Annotated in this window: 15 protein-coding genes and 2 pseudogenes; 11 read left to right on the top strand and 6 right to left on the bottom strand. The window is 71.3% G+C overall.

What is annotated here, in order from left to right:
- The first annotated feature begins 274 nt into the window (after nt 1–274).
- Nucleotides 275–1,291 (top strand): LacI family DNA-binding transcriptional regulator, encoded by a 1,017-nt coding sequence (locus QQY66_RS02810; protein ID WP_301977414.1) that lies wholly within the window; start codon nt 275–277, stop codon nt 1,289–1,291.
- Nucleotides 1,292–1,362: 71 nt separating this feature from the next.
- On the opposite strand, the gene QQY66_RS02815 is transcribed toward QQY66_RS02810, so the two are convergent.
- Nucleotides 1,363–2,052, bottom strand: a complete 690-nt coding sequence (locus QQY66_RS02815; RefSeq protein WP_301977415.1) for a ribonuclease H — start codon at nt 2,050–2,052, stop codon at nt 1,363–1,365.
- Between the two features lie 46 nt (nt 2,053–2,098).
- Nucleotides 2,099–2,896 (bottom strand): VOC family protein, encoded by a 798-nt coding sequence (locus QQY66_RS02820; RefSeq protein WP_301977416.1) that lies wholly within the window; start codon nt 2,894–2,896, stop codon nt 2,099–2,101.
- A 174-nt stretch (nt 2,897–3,070) separates the two neighbouring features.
- Here QQY66_RS02820 and QQY66_RS02825 point away from each other — a divergent pair, with 174 nt between their 5' ends.
- The 5 genes and pseudogenes from QQY66_RS02825 (at nt 3,071) to QQY66_RS02845 (ending at nt 6,785) form a co-directional block, all read left to right on the top strand.
- Entirely contained in the window at nt 3,071–4,120 is a 1,050-nt protein-coding gene (locus QQY66_RS02825) for a zinc-binding alcohol dehydrogenase family protein (protein WP_301987129.1), read from the top strand.
- A 246-nt stretch (nt 4,121–4,366) separates the two neighbouring features.
- Nucleotides 4,367–4,471: pseudogene (locus tag QQY66_RS02830) on the top strand (winged helix-turn-helix domain-containing protein); the annotation flags it as partial.
- On the top strand, nt 4,467–4,796 hold the full coding sequence (locus QQY66_RS02835; RefSeq protein ID WP_367666959.1) for a response regulator: 330 nt from the start codon (nt 4,467–4,469) through the stop codon (nt 4,794–4,796). The pseudogene QQY66_RS02830 and the gene QQY66_RS02835, both read left to right, overlap by 5 nt.
- A gap of 76 nt (nt 4,797–4,872) precedes the next feature.
- Nucleotides 4,873–5,775 (top strand): SGNH/GDSL hydrolase family protein, encoded by a 903-nt coding sequence (locus tag QQY66_RS02840; RefSeq protein WP_301977418.1) that lies wholly within the window; start codon nt 4,873–4,875, stop codon nt 5,773–5,775.
- A gap of 119 nt (nt 5,776–5,894) precedes the next feature.
- Nucleotides 5,895–6,785 (top strand): aminoglycoside phosphotransferase family protein, encoded by an 891-nt coding sequence (locus QQY66_RS02845; RefSeq protein WP_301977419.1) that lies wholly within the window; start codon nt 5,895–5,897, stop codon nt 6,783–6,785.
- Nucleotides 6,786–6,835: 50 nt separating this feature from the next.
- Here QQY66_RS02845 and QQY66_RS02850 read toward each other — a convergent pair whose 3' ends face one another.
- A complete protein-coding gene (locus tag QQY66_RS02850; protein WP_301977420.1) occupies nt 6,836–7,318 on the bottom strand; it encodes a VOC family protein in 483 nt (160 codons plus the stop codon).
- 123 nt (nt 7,319–7,441) lie between these two features.
- Here QQY66_RS02850 and QQY66_RS02855 point away from each other — a divergent pair, with 123 nt between their 5' ends.
- The 3 genes from QQY66_RS02855 to QQY66_RS02865 all read left to right on the top strand — a co-directional run bounded on the left by QQY66_RS02855 (nt 7,442) and on the right by QQY66_RS02865 (nt 10,054).
- The gene (locus tag QQY66_RS02855; protein ID WP_301977421.1) at nt 7,442–8,650 is read left to right on the top strand and encodes an epoxide hydrolase family protein; all 1,209 of its coding nucleotides are present in this window, start codon (nt 7,442–7,444) and stop codon (nt 8,648–8,650) included.
- Nucleotides 8,651–8,796: 146 nt separating this feature from the next.
- Nucleotides 8,797–9,450, top strand: a complete 654-nt coding sequence (locus QQY66_RS02860) for a ClpP family protease (protein ID WP_301977422.1) — start codon at nt 8,797–8,799, stop codon at nt 9,448–9,450.
- A 1-nt stretch (nt 9,451) separates the two neighbouring features.
- Nucleotides 9,452–10,054 carry a ClpP family protease gene (locus tag QQY66_RS02865; RefSeq protein WP_301977423.1) on the top strand — a complete coding sequence of 201 codons (603 nt, stop codon included), beginning with the start codon at nt 9,452–9,454 and terminating at the stop codon, nt 10,052–10,054.
- Between the two features lie 13 nt (nt 10,055–10,067).
- On the opposite strand, the gene QQY66_RS02870 is transcribed toward QQY66_RS02865, so the two are convergent.
- Nucleotides 10,068–10,454 (bottom strand): RodZ family helix-turn-helix domain-containing protein, encoded by a 387-nt coding sequence (locus tag QQY66_RS02870; RefSeq protein WP_301977424.1) that lies wholly within the window; start codon nt 10,452–10,454, stop codon nt 10,068–10,070.
- Nucleotides 10,455–10,895: 441 nt separating this feature from the next.
- On the opposite strand from QQY66_RS02870, the gene QQY66_RS02875 reads away from it, so the two are divergent.
- On the top strand, nt 10,896–11,780 hold the full coding sequence (locus tag QQY66_RS02875) for an RNA polymerase sigma factor SigF (RefSeq protein ID WP_301977425.1): 885 nt from the start codon (nt 10,896–10,898) through the stop codon (nt 11,778–11,780).
- A 27-nt stretch (nt 11,781–11,807) separates the two neighbouring features.
- On the opposite strand, the gene QQY66_RS02880 is transcribed toward QQY66_RS02875, so the two are convergent.
- Entirely contained in the window at nt 11,808–12,263 is a 456-nt protein-coding gene (locus tag QQY66_RS02880) for an ATP-binding protein (RefSeq protein ID WP_301977426.1), read from the bottom strand.
- 42 nt (nt 12,264–12,305) lie between these two features.
- Nucleotides 12,306–13,523, bottom strand: a pseudogene (locus QQY66_RS02885) (DUF6777 domain-containing protein).
- A gap of 158 nt (nt 13,524–13,681) precedes the next feature.
- Between QQY66_RS02885 and QQY66_RS02890 the strand changes: the two are divergent.
- Nucleotides 13,682–14,941 (top strand): streptophobe family protein, encoded by a 1,260-nt coding sequence (locus tag QQY66_RS02890; RefSeq protein ID WP_301977427.1) that lies wholly within the window; start codon nt 13,682–13,684, stop codon nt 14,939–14,941.
- Nucleotides 14,942–15,013: the final 72 nt, after the last annotated feature.

Below are 15,013 nucleotides of genomic sequence, written 5' to 3' on the forward strand. Positions count from 1 at the left end.
CAAGCGGCGGCGCTGACGCACCGGAGTTCGAGCCCCACGGACCGCTCCGCAGGCACGATTTGTCCGGTGGGTACGTTCCCAAACAGCGATGGGAACGTACCCACCCAGGAGCCCGCAGCCTCGCCGCCGCGGAAGGCGTCTGTCAAGAAGTTGAATCCACTTCGTTGCGGAAAGATGTCGTGAGCCCGCGCTCGGACCCTGCGGGCGCTCTCCTCGGATCTGGCACAATGCGCAGGTGAAAGCCGTCCGGGCAGCGCCGAGCTAGGGAGGCGTCATGGGGGACAGACAACTCCCGACCATCAAGACCGTGGCCGCGCGCGCCGGTGTCGGACGCACCACGGTTTCACGAGTCATCAACGGCTCCGAGCTCGTCAGCGAGAAGGCCAGGGCCGCCGTGCTCGCCGCGATCGCCGAGCTGAACTACGTCCCGAACTCGGTTGCCCGGGGGCTGGTGACGAGCAGGACGAACTCCGTGGCCCTGGTGATCCCCGAGTCGGAGAGCAGACTGGGCTCGGAGCCCTACTTCTCGGCGGTCATCCGCGGGGTCAGCACTGCCCTCGCGGAGACCCGCACGCAGCTCCAACTGGTGCTTGTCCGCGACCAGGCCGAGCGGGACCAGCTCACCCAGTCGGTTGCGGAACGCCGTGTCGACGGAGTGCTCCTGGTCTCGGTGCACGAGCACGACCCGCTGCCGGGCCTGCTGGAGGACATGGGGCTGCCCACGGTGCTCGCCGGGCGCCGTTCCCCCGACGAGTCGCTCAGCCATGTGCACTCCGACAACGCGGGCGGGGCCGCGGCGGCCGTCGATCACCTCCTCACGCGAGGGCGGCGAACCGTCACCACCATCAGCGGACCGCTCGACATGGACGTGGCGCGCAGCAGGCTCCAGGGCTGGCGCGAGGCCCTCGATAAGGCGGGCCACGAGGCCACGGACCGGCTCGTGGCCTCGGCCGACTTCACCGAGGAGGGCGGCAAGGCGGCGATGCGTTCACTCCTTGAACACGTCCCCGAGCTCGACGCCGTGTTCGTCGCCTCGGACGTCATGGCGGCGGGGGCACTGGCGGAGCTGCGCAGGCGAGGGAGGAGCGTCCCCGGCGACGTGGCCGTGGTCGGATTCGACGACTCCATCATCGCCCGGCACACCAATCCGCCCCTCAGCACGGTTCGTCAGCCCGTCGAGGAGATCGGCAGCATGATCGCCCACATCCTTCTGGAGGAGATCGGCGATCCCGAGGAGCCGCGTCGGCGCGTCACGCTTCCCACTGAGCTCGTCGTACGCGAATCGTCATGAGTCCGGACGCCCCGGACGTCATCGACATCAACGAGACGATGAAGCCGTGGCAGGACGTGCGGCCGGTCTGATCAGGCGTCCGCCGTACGGCACTCCGGGTGGCCCCAGCCCTGCGCGTTCTTGGCGATGGGCTCCCCGGCGGCGTAGGAGCGGCCGCACAGGCAGCGGCCCGCGAACTTCGCCTTGATCGTGCGGGAGGAGCCCCCGCCCTTGCGCGGCCGGGCCGCGGCGGCGGCCTTGCGGCGCGGGGCGCCGGCGGCCGGAGTGTCGGGCGAGGGCGGCGGCTCGGGTGAGCCGAGGTCGCTGCCCGCGGGCTCCTGGACGATCGCGGCCTGGCTGGCGGCCCGGTCGGCGAAGTCGTTGAGCGGGTCGCCGTCGACCTGGTGGGCGGGGACGTAGCGGAAGTCGACCTTGCGGCCGTCGAGGAGTTCGTCGATGCGGACGACGAGATCCTGGTTGGCGACGGGCTTGCCGGCCGAGGTCTTCCAGCCGTTGCGCTTCCAGCCGGGCAGCCAGGTGGTGACGGCTTTCATGGCGTACTGCGAGTCCATCCGGATCTCCAGCTGCACGTCCGGGTCGACAGCCGTCAACAGGCGTTCCAGCGCGGTGAGTTCGGCGACGTTGTTGGTCGCCTTGCCGAGCGGCCCCGCCTCCCAGCGGCTCGGGGTCTCGGCCCCGTCGGCGACCACCCAGGCCCAGCCCGCCGGTCCGGGGTTTCCCTTCGAAGCCCCGTCGCACGCGGCCACCAGTCGTTCACGCATGTGCCGATCATGCCATGGACGGGCCGGGCCCTGAATGTGGTGTGGGTCAGACGTCGGTGAGCTTGGGCATCTCACCCTGGATGTTCGTGGTGTCGATCACCGAGAAGTTCGCGCCCTGCGGGTCGGTGAGGGCCGCGAACCGTCCGAAGGGGCTGTCCATCGGCCCGAACCGCAGGATCGCGCCGAGCTTGGTGGCCTTGGCGACGGCGTCGTCGCAGTCGGTGACAGCGAAGTAGACGTTGATGTACGGCGGCACCTCGGGCGGGAATTCCTCGGTCATCTTCATCCGGCCCAGGGCGGGGTTGCCTCCGACGTTGTAGACCCGGAAGTCCATCGCGTCGTCGTCCATCTGCTGGGACGTGTACGGGAAGACGGCGGGGAAGAACGTGTCCGACTTCTCGGGTTCACGGGTGAAGATCTCCGCCCAGCAGAACGCGCCCGGCTGGTCCATCGGCGCCTCGAACCCCTCGTGGGTGCCCGCCTGCCACACGCCGAACACGACGCCGCCGGGGTCGCTCGCCAGGCACATGCTGCCGAAGTCGCTCACCGCCATCGGCTCCATCACCACCTGGCCACCGTTGTCACGGATCTTGGCCGCGGTGGCGGCCACGTCCGGCGACGCGAAATACAGACACCACTGGGACTGGTCTTCCTGGCCGGGCATCGGCGGTACGACGGCGGCGACCGCCTTGCCGTCCACGTAGGCCTGGGTGTAGTTGCCGTACTCCGTCGCCTCTTCGCCGAACGTCCAGCCGAGGACGTCGCCGTAGAAGCTCTTCGCTCCCTCGACGTCGCTGAACATCGCATCGGCCCAACAGGGGGTTCCCTCAGGTTGTACCGCCATGACTGCGGCCCTCTCGGTGTGTTGGCTTGTCCGAATCGGGTGGGTTGGCTGTCCGGATTCTCACGCTAGCCACCCCTCGGCCGGACCGCGCGCCGAATGCGTGACTCCGTTCCAGACTGGAGGGGGACGGGGGCGGACTTCGGGCGGACGGGGTGCGGGATGGCGGACGGGACGATGCGGGCGTGGGCCGTGGTGCGGCCGGCGCCCGTCGAGGAGGGGCCCCTCAGGTTCGTGGAGAGACCGGTGCCGGTGCCAGGGGACGACGAGCTGCTGGTGCATGTGCGCGCGTGCGGGGTGTGCCGGACCGACCTGCACGTGGCCGAGGGAGACCTGCCGGTCCATCGGCCGGAGGTGACGCCGGGGCACGAGGTCGTCGGCGTGGTCTCGGCGGTCGGGGCGGCGGCGAGCGCAGCGAGATGGGGGTCCCCCCGGCCGAAGGCTGGGGGAGGGTTCGCGGTCGGCGACCGGGTCGGCGTGGCCTGGCTGCGGCGGACCGACGGCACCTGTGCGTACTGTCTGCGCGGGGCGGAGAACCTGTGCCCGCGCTCCGAGTACACCGGCTGGGACGCCGACGGCGGTTACGCGGAGTACACGACGGTTCCGGCCGCGTTCGCACACCGGCTCCCCGAGGGCCTCGACGACGTGGCGGCGGCGCCCCTGCTGTGCGCCGGGATCATCGGCTACCGCGCGCTGCGGCGGGCGTCGCTCCCGCCGGGCGGGCGGCTCGGGCTGTACGGCTTCGGCGGCAGCGCCCATCTGTGCGCGCAGGTGGCACTGGCCGAGGGCGCCACCGTGCATGTGCTGACCCGGGGTGCGGCGGCGCGGCGGCTGGCGCTGGAGCTGGGGGTGGCGTCGGCGCGCGGTGCGCACGAGGCTCCGCCGGAACCCCTGGACGCGGCGATCCTGTTCGCACCGGTCGGCGACCTGGTGCCGGTCGCGCTGCGCGCCCTCGACCGCGGCGGCATCCTGTCGATCGCCGGAATCCACCTCACCGACATCCCGTCCCTGCGCTACGAGAGCGAACTGTTCCACGAGAAGGAGCTGCGCAGCGTCACCTCCAACACCCGTGAGGACGCCCGGGAGTTCCTGGCACTGGCCGCCCGGCACGACGTCCACGCCACGACGCACGCCTATCCGCTGTCGGCGGCCGATCGGGCGCTGGCCGACCTCAAGCACGGCCGCTTCGACGGGGCGGCGGTGCTGGTGAACGACGTGGCGCGGTGATGGCGTACGCCCCCTACTCGCAGGGCGGCGATGATGTCCGGCCAGGAGCGTAGGGAGGCCGACCGTGTGGCGGGGCTGGAGATCGGCGTCGACGACTACCTGGTCAAGCCGTTCTCGCAGCGGGAGCTGGTGGCCCGGATCCGGGCCGTACTGCGCCGCTCGCAGCCTGCAGAGACACCGGAAGTCCTCCAGGTCGGGTCATTACGCGTCGACACGGGCGCCCGCCAGGCCACCGCCGACGGCACGATGCTGACGCTGCGCCCCAAGGAGTACGCGCTGCTGGAGGTGTTGGCCGGTGCTCCCGGGCGGGTGTTCTCGGCGCAGCAGTTGCTCGAACGGGTCTGGGGTGCCGCCTGGCAGCAGTCCGCGACCGGGCCACCATGTCACCGCCGTGCACACGGGCGCCGACGCGCTCACCGCCACACGGTCCGACCTGTCCGACGTCGTCCTGTGCGACCTGGGCCTGCCCGACATCGACGGCTACGCGGTCGCGCGGGGCGTGCGGGCCCGGCCGCACGGCAGGCGGATCCGGCTGATCGCGGTGTCGGCCTTCGGCCAGGGCACCGATCGCGCGCTGTCCCGCGCCGCCGGATTCGACACCCACTTGGCGAAGCCGCTGCCGCTCACCGATCTGCTGGACCTGCTGGACCTGCTGGACCTGCTGGAGCATCCGTGACATGTGTCTTCCCCCTCGGGCCGGGCTGTGCTTGCCTGGGGAGCCGCTTTTCCGTGTCCGGGGCGGGAGTTGCTGTATGCGGAGCTCGTGGATCGTGGGGGTGCTGCTGGCCGGGGTACTGCTCGGCGCGTGCGGGGATCCGGCGTCCGAGCCGGAGAAGGCACCGCCCACACCCTCCGCGCCCGGGGGCACTACACGACAGCAGGCGCCGGCCACACCGACGACGCCGATGAAGGCTCCCACCGTGCTCTACCTCGGTGACTCCCTCGCGATGGAGAACCAGAAGGTGCTGGGGCAGGAGCTGCGCAAGGACCTGGACGCCGAGTACACCAGCGCCCCGTACTCGGGCACCACGCTCTGCGACTACCTGGAGGGCACGGGCAAGCGCTCCCTCGTCCCGGACGCGCACAAGGCGGCCGCCCTGGTGCGTTCCCTGCACCCGGACTACGTGGTGCTGCAGTTCTGGGGCAACGCCTGGGGCTACACCTGGTGCATGGACGGGATCACGCACGCCAAGGCCCCGAGCACGTACTTCGCGCGGTACGCCGCCGACGCCGAACGCCTCACCGAACAGATCGCCGCGGCCGGAGGATCCGGGCGCCCGCGGATCGTCTGGGTGTTGCAGGGCCCGGACCCGATCACCCCCGACCGGGTCCGGCGCGTGAACGCCATCTACGAAGAGCGGGCCGCCACTTCGGGTGACGTCGTCGCCGACGCGGGCAGGACGGTCAGCCCGGACGGCGCCCGCTACACCTGGGCGAAGTACCTGCCCTGCACGCCGTACGAGCGCGAGCATCCCGACTACTGCACCCAGCCGGGCGGCGACCGGACCGAGCTGCATTTCGGCGACGACTATCTGCACTTCTGTCTGGCGCCCACGACGTCCACCCCGAAGCCGTGCCCGGTCCGCTCCCCCGGCATCCTGCGCATCGCCAGGGAGATCACTCGGGTGATCGGCGAACGAGCTCGGTCTCGATGAGCCGGTTGATCAGCCGGTTGAGACGACGGCGGGCGTCCGCGGTGGGCGCTGGGGCCGGGAGTCGGCCGCGCGTCGAAATCGTTGGACAGCAGGGGCCGTTGACCAGTGGGATGGCGCTCATGTGTGCCCAGAAGATACGTCCGGACGAAGTGGACATCGACGCCGCGCTGGTGAGCCGGCTGATCGCCCGGCAGTTCCCGGAGTGGGCGGGGCTGCCCGTGGCGCGGCTGGAGTCCTCCGGCACCGAGAACGCGATGTTCCGGCTCGGCGACGAGCTGGTCGTACGGCTCCCCCGGCATCCCGGTGCCGTCGCGGACGTCGAGCACGAGCAGCGCTGGCTGCCCCTGCTGGGGCCGCTGCTACCGGCCGCGGTGCCCGAGCCGGTCGGGCAGGGTGTGGCGGGCGACGGATTCCCGTGGGCGTGGTCGGTGTTCCGGTGGCTGGACGGGCGTAATCCGGCCGTCGACGCGCTCGACGATCCCGAGACGCTGGCCGGGGAGCTGGCGGCGTTCGTCGGTGCGCTGCGCCGTGTGGACCCCATGGGCGCGCCGGTCGGCTACCGGGGGATTCCGCTGGCGGCCCGGGACGCGCCGACGCGTGAGGCGATCGTCCAGCTGGCGGGCGCCGTGGACACGGACGCGGTGACGGCGCTGTGGGAGGCGGCCCTGCGGGTCCCGGAGCACACCGGGCCGCCCGTCTGGGCGCACGGGGACCTGTCACCCGGAAACGTGCTGGTGGCCGACGGGCGGCTGAGCGCCGTGATCGACTTCGGGACCCTGGGCGTCGGCGACCCGGCCGTGGATCTGATCGTGGCCTGGAATCTCCTGCCCGCGTCGGCCCGCCCCGTCCTCCGTCACGCTCTCGGTGCCGACGACGCCCAGTGGGCGCGGGGCCGGGGCTGGGCGCTGTCGATCTCGCTGATCCAGCTGCCGTACTACTGGGAGACGAACCCGCCGCTGGCGGCGAACTCACGGCATGTGATCAAAGAGATCCTGGCCGAGGCCGGGTAGCGGCGGACCGGCCGCCAGGTGCTCGGCGACCGGTCACCGCACTGTGTGCCCTACTCCCCCGCCGCCGCCTTCTCCAGGGCGGCGATGTCGATCTTGCCCATCTTCATCATGGCGCCCATCGCGCGGGTGGCCTTCTCCATGTCCGGGTCGGTGGTCAGCTCGATGAGGCGGTCGGGGACGACCTGCCAGGACAGGCCGTACTTGTCCTTGAGCCAGCCGCAGGGCCCGGGCTCGCCGCCGCCCTCGAGGAACTTGTTCCAGTAGAAGTCGACCTCTTCCTGGTCCGCACAGGCGATCATGAAGGAGATCGCTTCGGTGAACTTGAACTGCGGGCCGGCGTTGAGAGCCAGGAACCGCTGGCCGTTGGCCGTGAACTCGACGGTCATCACGGATCCGGCGGGCTGCATGGCGCCCTCGGTGTAGCGGGCGACCTTGCCGACGCTGGAGTTCTTGAAGATCGAGACGTAGTAGTGGGCGGCTTCCTCGGCCTGGTCCTCGAACCAGAGACACGTGGTGAATCCGTCGGTGGCCATGAGTACCTCCTGGGGCATGGAACGCGGTCACCTGTATCGACCGATCCTGCACCCGGAACTCATCGGCCGGGCGGCCGATTAATCCACGTGGCCGCTACACCGTCCCGGCATAGCATCGCGAGCATGACATCGACGCCCGCCGACGGCATCCGTCCCTTCCGTATCGACATCCCGCAGAGCGACCTCGATGATCTCCACGACCGGCTCGACCGCACCCGCTGGCCGGACATGCTTTCGGGGGTGGGCTGGTCGTACGGCGTCCCGCGCGACTATCTCCAGGAGCTCGCCCGGTACTGGCGGCACGAGTACGACTGGCGTGCGGCCGAGGCTCAGCTCAACGAGTGGCCCCAGTTCACGACCACCATCGACGGCGCGAACGTGCACTTCGCGCATATCCGCTCCCCGGAACCGAACGCCACGCCGCTGATCATCACGCACGGCTGGCCGGGCTCGATCGTCGAATTCCTGGATGTCGTAGGGCCGTTGACCGATCCGGCCGCACACGGGGGCGATCCGGCCGACGCGTTCCATGTCGTCGTACCGAGCGTTCCGGGGTTCGGGCTGTCCGGGCCCACGCCGGACACCGGCTGGGAGGCGGGGCGGGTCGCCGACGCGTGGGCCGAGCTGATGACGCGGCTCGGCTACGAGCGGTTCGGCGCGCAGGGCGGCGACTGGGGGTCGGCCATCTCCCGCGAGCTGGGCCGCGCGTACCCGGACCGGTTGATCGGCGTGCACCTCAATCTGCTGCCGGGCGCGCAGGCGACCCATGAACCGACGGCCGAGGAGCTGGACGCGCTGAGTCCCGAGGAGCGGGAGCGCACGCTCGCCTCCTGGCGCGGCTGGAGCGCCTGGTCCCGCGAGGGCACCGGGTACGCCATCCTGCAGTCCACCAAGCCGCAGACCCTGGCGTACGGGCTCACGGACTCCCCCGTCGGTCAACTCGCCTGGATCGTCGAGAAGTTCCAGGAGTGGACGGACTCGGCGGAGCTGCCCGAGGAGGCCGTCGACCGGGACCGGCTGCTGACCAACGTGATGCTGTACTGGCTGACCGGGACCGCCGGTTCGTCCGCCCGGATCTACTACGAGCGGGCGCACGCCCCGGCCGACCGGGCCGGAGCGCCCAGGCAGCCGTCGACCGCGCCGACCGCGCTCGCCCTCTTCCCCGCCGAACCGCAGATCGCGCTGCGGCACAAGGCGGACCGCACGGAGAACATCGTGCGGTGGACGGAGCTGGACCGCGGTGGGCACTTCGCCGCGATGGAGGAACCGGATCTGCTGGTCGAGGACGTGAGGGCGTTCTTCCGGCAGTTGCGCGAGAAGGGTGACGGCTGACCGTACGCGAGCAGGGCTCTGCCCACGGCGAATCTGCCGCGGGCAGAGAAATCCCCGGTGAGGGCGGTTCCGGGCCGAGAGTGGAGAGCGCAGGCCACTGCGACTCGACCCATCGACATCTCGACATCTCGACTAGGAGCGCGCCGATGTCTCCACTCATCGCCGGCCGGGGGCCGGACCTCATGCCACGGGCCGAGGAGGGCGACACCCCTCCGACCCGGCTCGACGACCACCTCGCCGCCCAACTGCTCGGTCAGCGGATCGTGTTGCTGGGCACCCAGGTCGACGAGGTCTCCGCCAACCGGATCTGCTCGCAACTGCTGATCCTGTCCGCCGAGGACCCGCGCACGGACATCAGCCTGTACATCAACAGTCCGGGCGGCTCGGTGTACGCGGGCCTCGCCATCTACGACACGATGCGGCTGATCCCGAACGATGTGTCGACGCTGGCGATGGGTTTCGCGGCGAGCATGGGCCAGTTCCTGCTCTGCGCGGGCACGCCCGGCAAGCGGTACGCCCTGCCGAACGCGCGGATCATGATGCACCAGGGGTCGGCGGGCATCGGCGGCACCACCGCCGACATCGAGATCCAGGCGGAGAACCTGGACCACAGCAAGCGGACCATGGAGCGGCTTCTGGCCGAGAACACGGGCCAGACACCGGAGACCATCGCCCGGGACGGCGACCGCGACCGCTGGTTCACGGCCGAGGAGGCGATGGAGTACGGCATGGTGGACCGGGTCCTGGAGTCGCTCGCCGACGTCCGCCCGGCCGCCTCGAAGCGACGGATGGGGCTGTGACATGGGGAACTACACGATTCCGTACGTCGTCGAGCGGACCGCGCACGGCGAGCGGTCCTCCGACGTCTTCAGCCGTCTGCTGTCGGAGCGGATCATCTTCCTCGGCACCGAGATCGACGACGGCGTGGCCAACGTCGTCATCGCGCAACTGCTCCATCTGGAGTCGTCGGCGCCGGAGAACGAGATCGCGATCTACATCAACTCGCCCGGTGGCTCGTTCACTTCGCTGATGGCGATCTACGACACGATGGCCTTCGTGCAGGCGCCGGTCTCGACGTTCTGCGTGGGCCAGGCGGCCTCCACGGCGGCCGTACTGCTGGCCGGAGGGGATCCCGGCCGGCGGTTCGTGCTGGAGCACGCGCGCGTGCTGCTCGGTCAGCCGGCCAGCGGCGGCAGCCGGGGCGCGATCTCCGATCTCGCGCTCCAGGCCAAGGAGATGGTCCGGATCCGTTCCCAGGTGGAGGAGGTGCTGGCCCGGCACACGCACCACGACATCGCGACGCTGCGCGCGGACATGGACCGCGACAAGGTGTTCACGGCCGAGGAGGCGGTGGCGTACGGGTTGGCCGACGAGGTGGTGAGCCGGCGCCTGGTGGGAGTCTGAGGCGCCGGTCCCGTCAGGCGGCCAGGCAGAGACCGTTGTACGACGACATGCCCGTGGCCCGGCTCCGAGTGAGCTCACTCTGCGCCAGCGAGAGCAGATCGCCGAGGCCCAGGCCGAGGGCGTGGGCGGCGGCCGCGAGGACCTCCGAGGAGGCCTCCTTGCGGCCGCGCTCCACCTCCGACAGATAGGGCATGGAGATACGGGCGGCGTCGGCCACGTCCTTGAGCGTCCGCTCCTGCGCGAGCCGCTCGCGCCGCAGCACATCGCCGATCAGGTCGCGCCAGAGAGGTTCCCTGGGTTCCTTGGGGGCGACGGGCGAGGTGGATCGGTCCGGCGCGGGGGCGACGGGCGCGAGGGGGCGGGCGGACGCTGGGCGGGCGCTGGTCTCCGGGCGTGTCACCGACGGGTGCTGGGACTGCGGACGCTCGGCTGACGGGCGCTCGACCTGCGGACGCTGGGCCGATGGGCCCTCGAGCTGCGGGCGTTGGGCCGCTGGGCGCTGGGCCGGCGGGCGCAGAGGGATCACGCGGGCTTGGTTCGGCGCTTGGTTGCTCACCTTCCCAGACTAAATTCCCTCGACTCCAGGGGAAGGGATCAGCATTCTGCCCTGGGTGGAATCGTCGAGACGGGGGTGGGCGGCGGACGTGCTGTGCGCACTCGACGACGCGCCCGGCAGGGGCTGTTGGCCTGTTCCTCGCCGCCCGCCGCTGAGCCCACCTGTCCCACACCACTCAATTTCCGCCGCACGGCGGCCCGATGGGCATGCGGTGTGCGGACCGGGGTAGTCGCTTGTGGAGGACCGAGCCGGAGTCTCAGGTGACCCGCGTGGGGAGAGGACGACATGGACACCGCCGTGATGCGGTCGGAGGCAGAGGTCGAACAGACCGCCGGGACCAGCACGGGGAACGGACCACTGCCGGACATCGAGAACCCGCGGACCGTGGCTCCGCGGGACGCGCGGGAGTTGTCCCGCCAGTTCTTCCAGCGCCTGTCGGAACTCGACGAGGGCACACACGCCCACCAGTACGCGCGCAACACGCTCATCGAGATGAACATGTCCCTCGTGCGGTTCGCGGCCGGCCGGTTCCGGGGCCGCGGGGACGACATGGAGGACATCGTCCAGACCGGGATGATCGGCCTGATCAAGGCCATCGACCGGTTCGAACTCAGCCGCGAGGTGGAGTTCACCTCGTTCGCGCTGCCGTACATCGTCGGTGAGATCAAGCGGTTCTTCCGGGACACCACCTGGGCCGTGCACGTACCGCGCAGGCTGCAGGAGCTGCGCGTCGACCTGGCCAAGGCACGCGACGAACTCGCCGGCCGGCTCGACCGGGAACCCACCGTCGCCGAACTCGCCACGCTCATGAACATCGACGAGGACGGGGTCATCGAGGCCCAGGTCGCCTCCAACGGCTACAACTCCGCGTCGCTGGACGCCGCGCTCACCGGCGACGGCCCGGAGGACGGGGAGGCGGTGCTCGCCGACTTCATCGGCGTCGAGGAGGACGGGCTGCGGCTCGTCGAGGACTGCCAGTCGCTCGCCCCGCTGATGGCCGAACTCAGCGAGCGGGACCGGCAGATCATCCACATGCGGTTCGTGGAGGAGGCCACGCAGGCGGAGATCGGCGCCCGGCTGGGCTGCTCCCAGATGCATGTGTCCCGGCTGATCAAGCGGATCATCGCGCGGTTGCGGCACGGCATGCTGGGCGAGCTCGGCTGCGCCTGACCCCGGGCCGCCAGGGGGCCAGGGCCGTCACTCGCAGCTCAGGCCCACCACGACGCGCACGCGCTTACCGACCGGCACGCGCTCGACGGCGACCTCCGTCGCCAGCGCGTGCACTATCTCCAGCCCGTGCCGGCCCACGCGCTCGGGATCCCGGGGGAAGCGCCGGGGCAGCGCGGCGCTGCTGTCGTAGACGCTCACCGTGACCGCGGCGTCCGTGCCCTCCAGGTCCAGGATGTACGGCCCGTCGCTGTGCCGGTCCGCGTTGGTGACCAGTTCGCTCACCACCAGGAGCAGAGCTCCCTCGGCCCGCTCGTCGATCTCGGCGCACCACTCGGTTCTGAGCTGATCGAGGAAGAACGCGGCGAAGGACCGCGCCTCGGCGATGCATCCCGGCTCGCCGGTGTAGTGCGCCGCCCGCCGTAGCGGTTCCACGGGCACGTCGAAACCAGTCGCTACCACTGCCCCGTCCAGGTTGTCGATCATGCGTTTCTCTCTCGGAAGCCGGGCTCGCCGGACGCTGCTGCATCAGTGCTCGTACCCCGAGTGGCGCGCGGCAGTCCCCGCAACCGCACAGCCGGTCAGCCGGCGGGCGCTTCCGGCGTGCTTCGTCGGGTCCGAGGCCGGCGGCGGCTGGGCCGGCTGGGCCGGCGGGGTCTCGGGGGACGGCGGTTCGACGCTTGTCTCAGGCTCCGAGGTCGGCGGTTGGGAGGGCGGGGACTCGGGGCTGGGGGTCACCGAGGAGGGGGCGCTCGACGTCGGCGGGCACGAAGTCGCCCCGTCGGCGGCCTTCGAGTCGCAGGGCGACGGCGAGGCCGGCGTCGACACGCTCACCGAGGGCGAGGGCCGGGCCGGCGGTTCGGTCTTCCGGTCCTTCTCGCCGGTGTCACCGCGGTGCCTGGCGAACCAGTCGCCGCGCTCGGGGTCGTACACGACGAAGATGGTGATGACCGTCGTCGCGGGCGTGACCACGACGACGTTGGAGGGCCGGTACGACGGCCAGGAGTCGCCCGTCTGCCGCGGCATCGTCCGCTGGGCGACCGGTGGGGTCAGCGGGTTGCCGCAGGCGCAGCGCACGCGGGGCACGCCGCGGTCGTCGGCGAGGACGGCGGTGCCGGACTGCAGGACGGCCTGGTAGCTGGTGGCGGCGCCGTCGCGGTAGCCGTGGTTGGTGACGCGGGTGTCCATGCGCAGCTGTACGGGGTGAGCGAGCGGAGATGGGCGGGCACGGCGGACGGGTCGACGCCGGCGACGGAGGCGAACGCCCGGTTCTTGTCCGGGTCGGCCCGCAGCGCCTTGATCCGCTTTTCCACGTCACAGCCGGCGACGTTGCGCGTGCCGCCCTACAGGCCGGGCGCCCCGCCGTCGACGCCGCGCACCGCGTTCGAGGGCGCCGGCTGGGTGGGCGAGGGGGAGACGGGTGGGGCCGAGCTGTCGGTCGCCGTCGACTCCGTGAAGGGGTCGGGGCCCGTCTTGCCCGCGGCCTGGAGGAAGACCTCGCTGTCCTTGCCCGAGCCGCCGTCGGAGCGGCTGAGGACGACGGCCAGGACGACGGCGGCCACCACGACGGTGGCCAGCACCGCGATCCGGGGCACCGACCTTCACCACGGCCGACCGGGTTCGGGCGTCTCGCCACCGCCGCCCGGCTGCGACGGCGGTCCCGGGAGGCGGCGGCTGGGAGGGCCCCGACAGCGGACCGGAGGGTGGTCCTGTGGGACGGTCTGAGGACGGCGGTTCGACGCTCACGAGCCCTTCTTCCCGACGTCAATTGTCAGTATCCGCGGGCGATTCCGCTATTCATCCGCAACATCCTCATTGTGTGCCCCGGTGCAGTGGCCCCCGCAAGCCGACGCGGACGGACCTCCCGGCGGGCGAGCCCACCGGCTCCTGCTTAGCGTGGCAGCGTGAGCGCTCGTACCCCCTCCGGCCTGGCGGTCGCCCGTCACGGCTGGGTCCAGGCCGTTGCCGTCGTGCTGGCCGGGCTGATCGCGATGGGAGTGACCGCCGCTCTGGGACTCTGGGCGGCCGGCGCGGCCGACCTGCCGGACGGCGCGTTCCCCCGGGTGGTGGCGGCGACGGTCGTCACGTCCGTCGGAGGGACCATCGAGCTGTCGGGCAACGCGGGGGACCTGGCCGACAGTTCGGCAGGGCTCACCGTGATCCCGCTGTCCGTCACGCTCGTCGGGGCCCTGGTCGTCGCCACCGGTTTCCTACGGCCGCTGCGGCACCGGGCGGTGGCAGGTGCCCGGGAGCTGGCGGGCTGGGCGGGCCGGATCGCCGCGCTGTGGGTGCTGGGTCTGCTCGGCCTCGCCCTCGCCGCGCGCCAGACCTTCACGATCACCCTCGGGGACGACACACTCGGGGAAATCGGCGACCTGTTCGGCGTCACGCCGAGAGTCGGCTTCGAGACCGATGTGCCGCTGACGCTCCTGTTCGGCCTGCTGTGGCTGGCCGGTGTGCTGGTGCTGGCGTTGCTGGTCGCACGCGGAGCACCGCTGCCGCCCCGGCTGCTGCGCTTCCAGGAGTCGGTGCGCCCGGCCGCGTACTCCATGGTCGTCCTGCTCCTCTCCTACGTCGCTCTCGGCCTCGTCATCGCAATCGTCACCGCCGCGACGCGCGGGCATGCCGCGGAGACCTTCGCCGTGATCCTGCTCGGCCTGCCGAACCTGGTCTGGCTCAGCTTCACCATCGGCCTCGGCGCGACCTGGGAGGGCCAGGTCGAGGGGCCGTTCGGGCTGCCGATGCCGCGTGTCCTCGACGAGGTGCTGCGCGGTCCGGATGTCTCCACTCTCAACCTGAGCACGCTCGCCGAGCAGGACGGGCGGGTGTGGTGGCTCGTGGTCGTCGACGCCGTACTGCTGCTGGCCGTCGCGTTCCTGATGGCGGCCCGCTCACCGCGCCGGATGCGGGCGTGGCAGCACGCGGTGCACCTGGCGGTCGCGCTCGCCCTCACGGTTCTCATGGTCTGCCTCGTCGGCCGGATCTCCGCGCACTACGGCCTGTCCGTACTCGGCATCGGCGACCTGGGCGGCGATCTCGGCGGGGAGCTGCTTCTGCGACCGGAGTTGTGGCCGGCGCTGGGCTTGGCGGTGCTGTGGGGGCTGGTCGCCGGTTTCCTCGGCGCGTTGCCGGCACGGCGGGTGCGGCGGCGGGGTCAGGCCTGACGCCGTTCTTCGTCTGCGGCACCGTCGTGGCTGGTCGCGCCCACGCGGCGGTAGCCGCACATCAATACAGCC

It is taken from the genome of Streptomyces sp. DG2A-72, from assembly GCF_030499575.1.
In the GTDB taxonomy this organism is placed as follows: Bacteria; Actinomycetota; Actinomycetes; order Streptomycetales; family Streptomycetaceae; genus Streptomyces.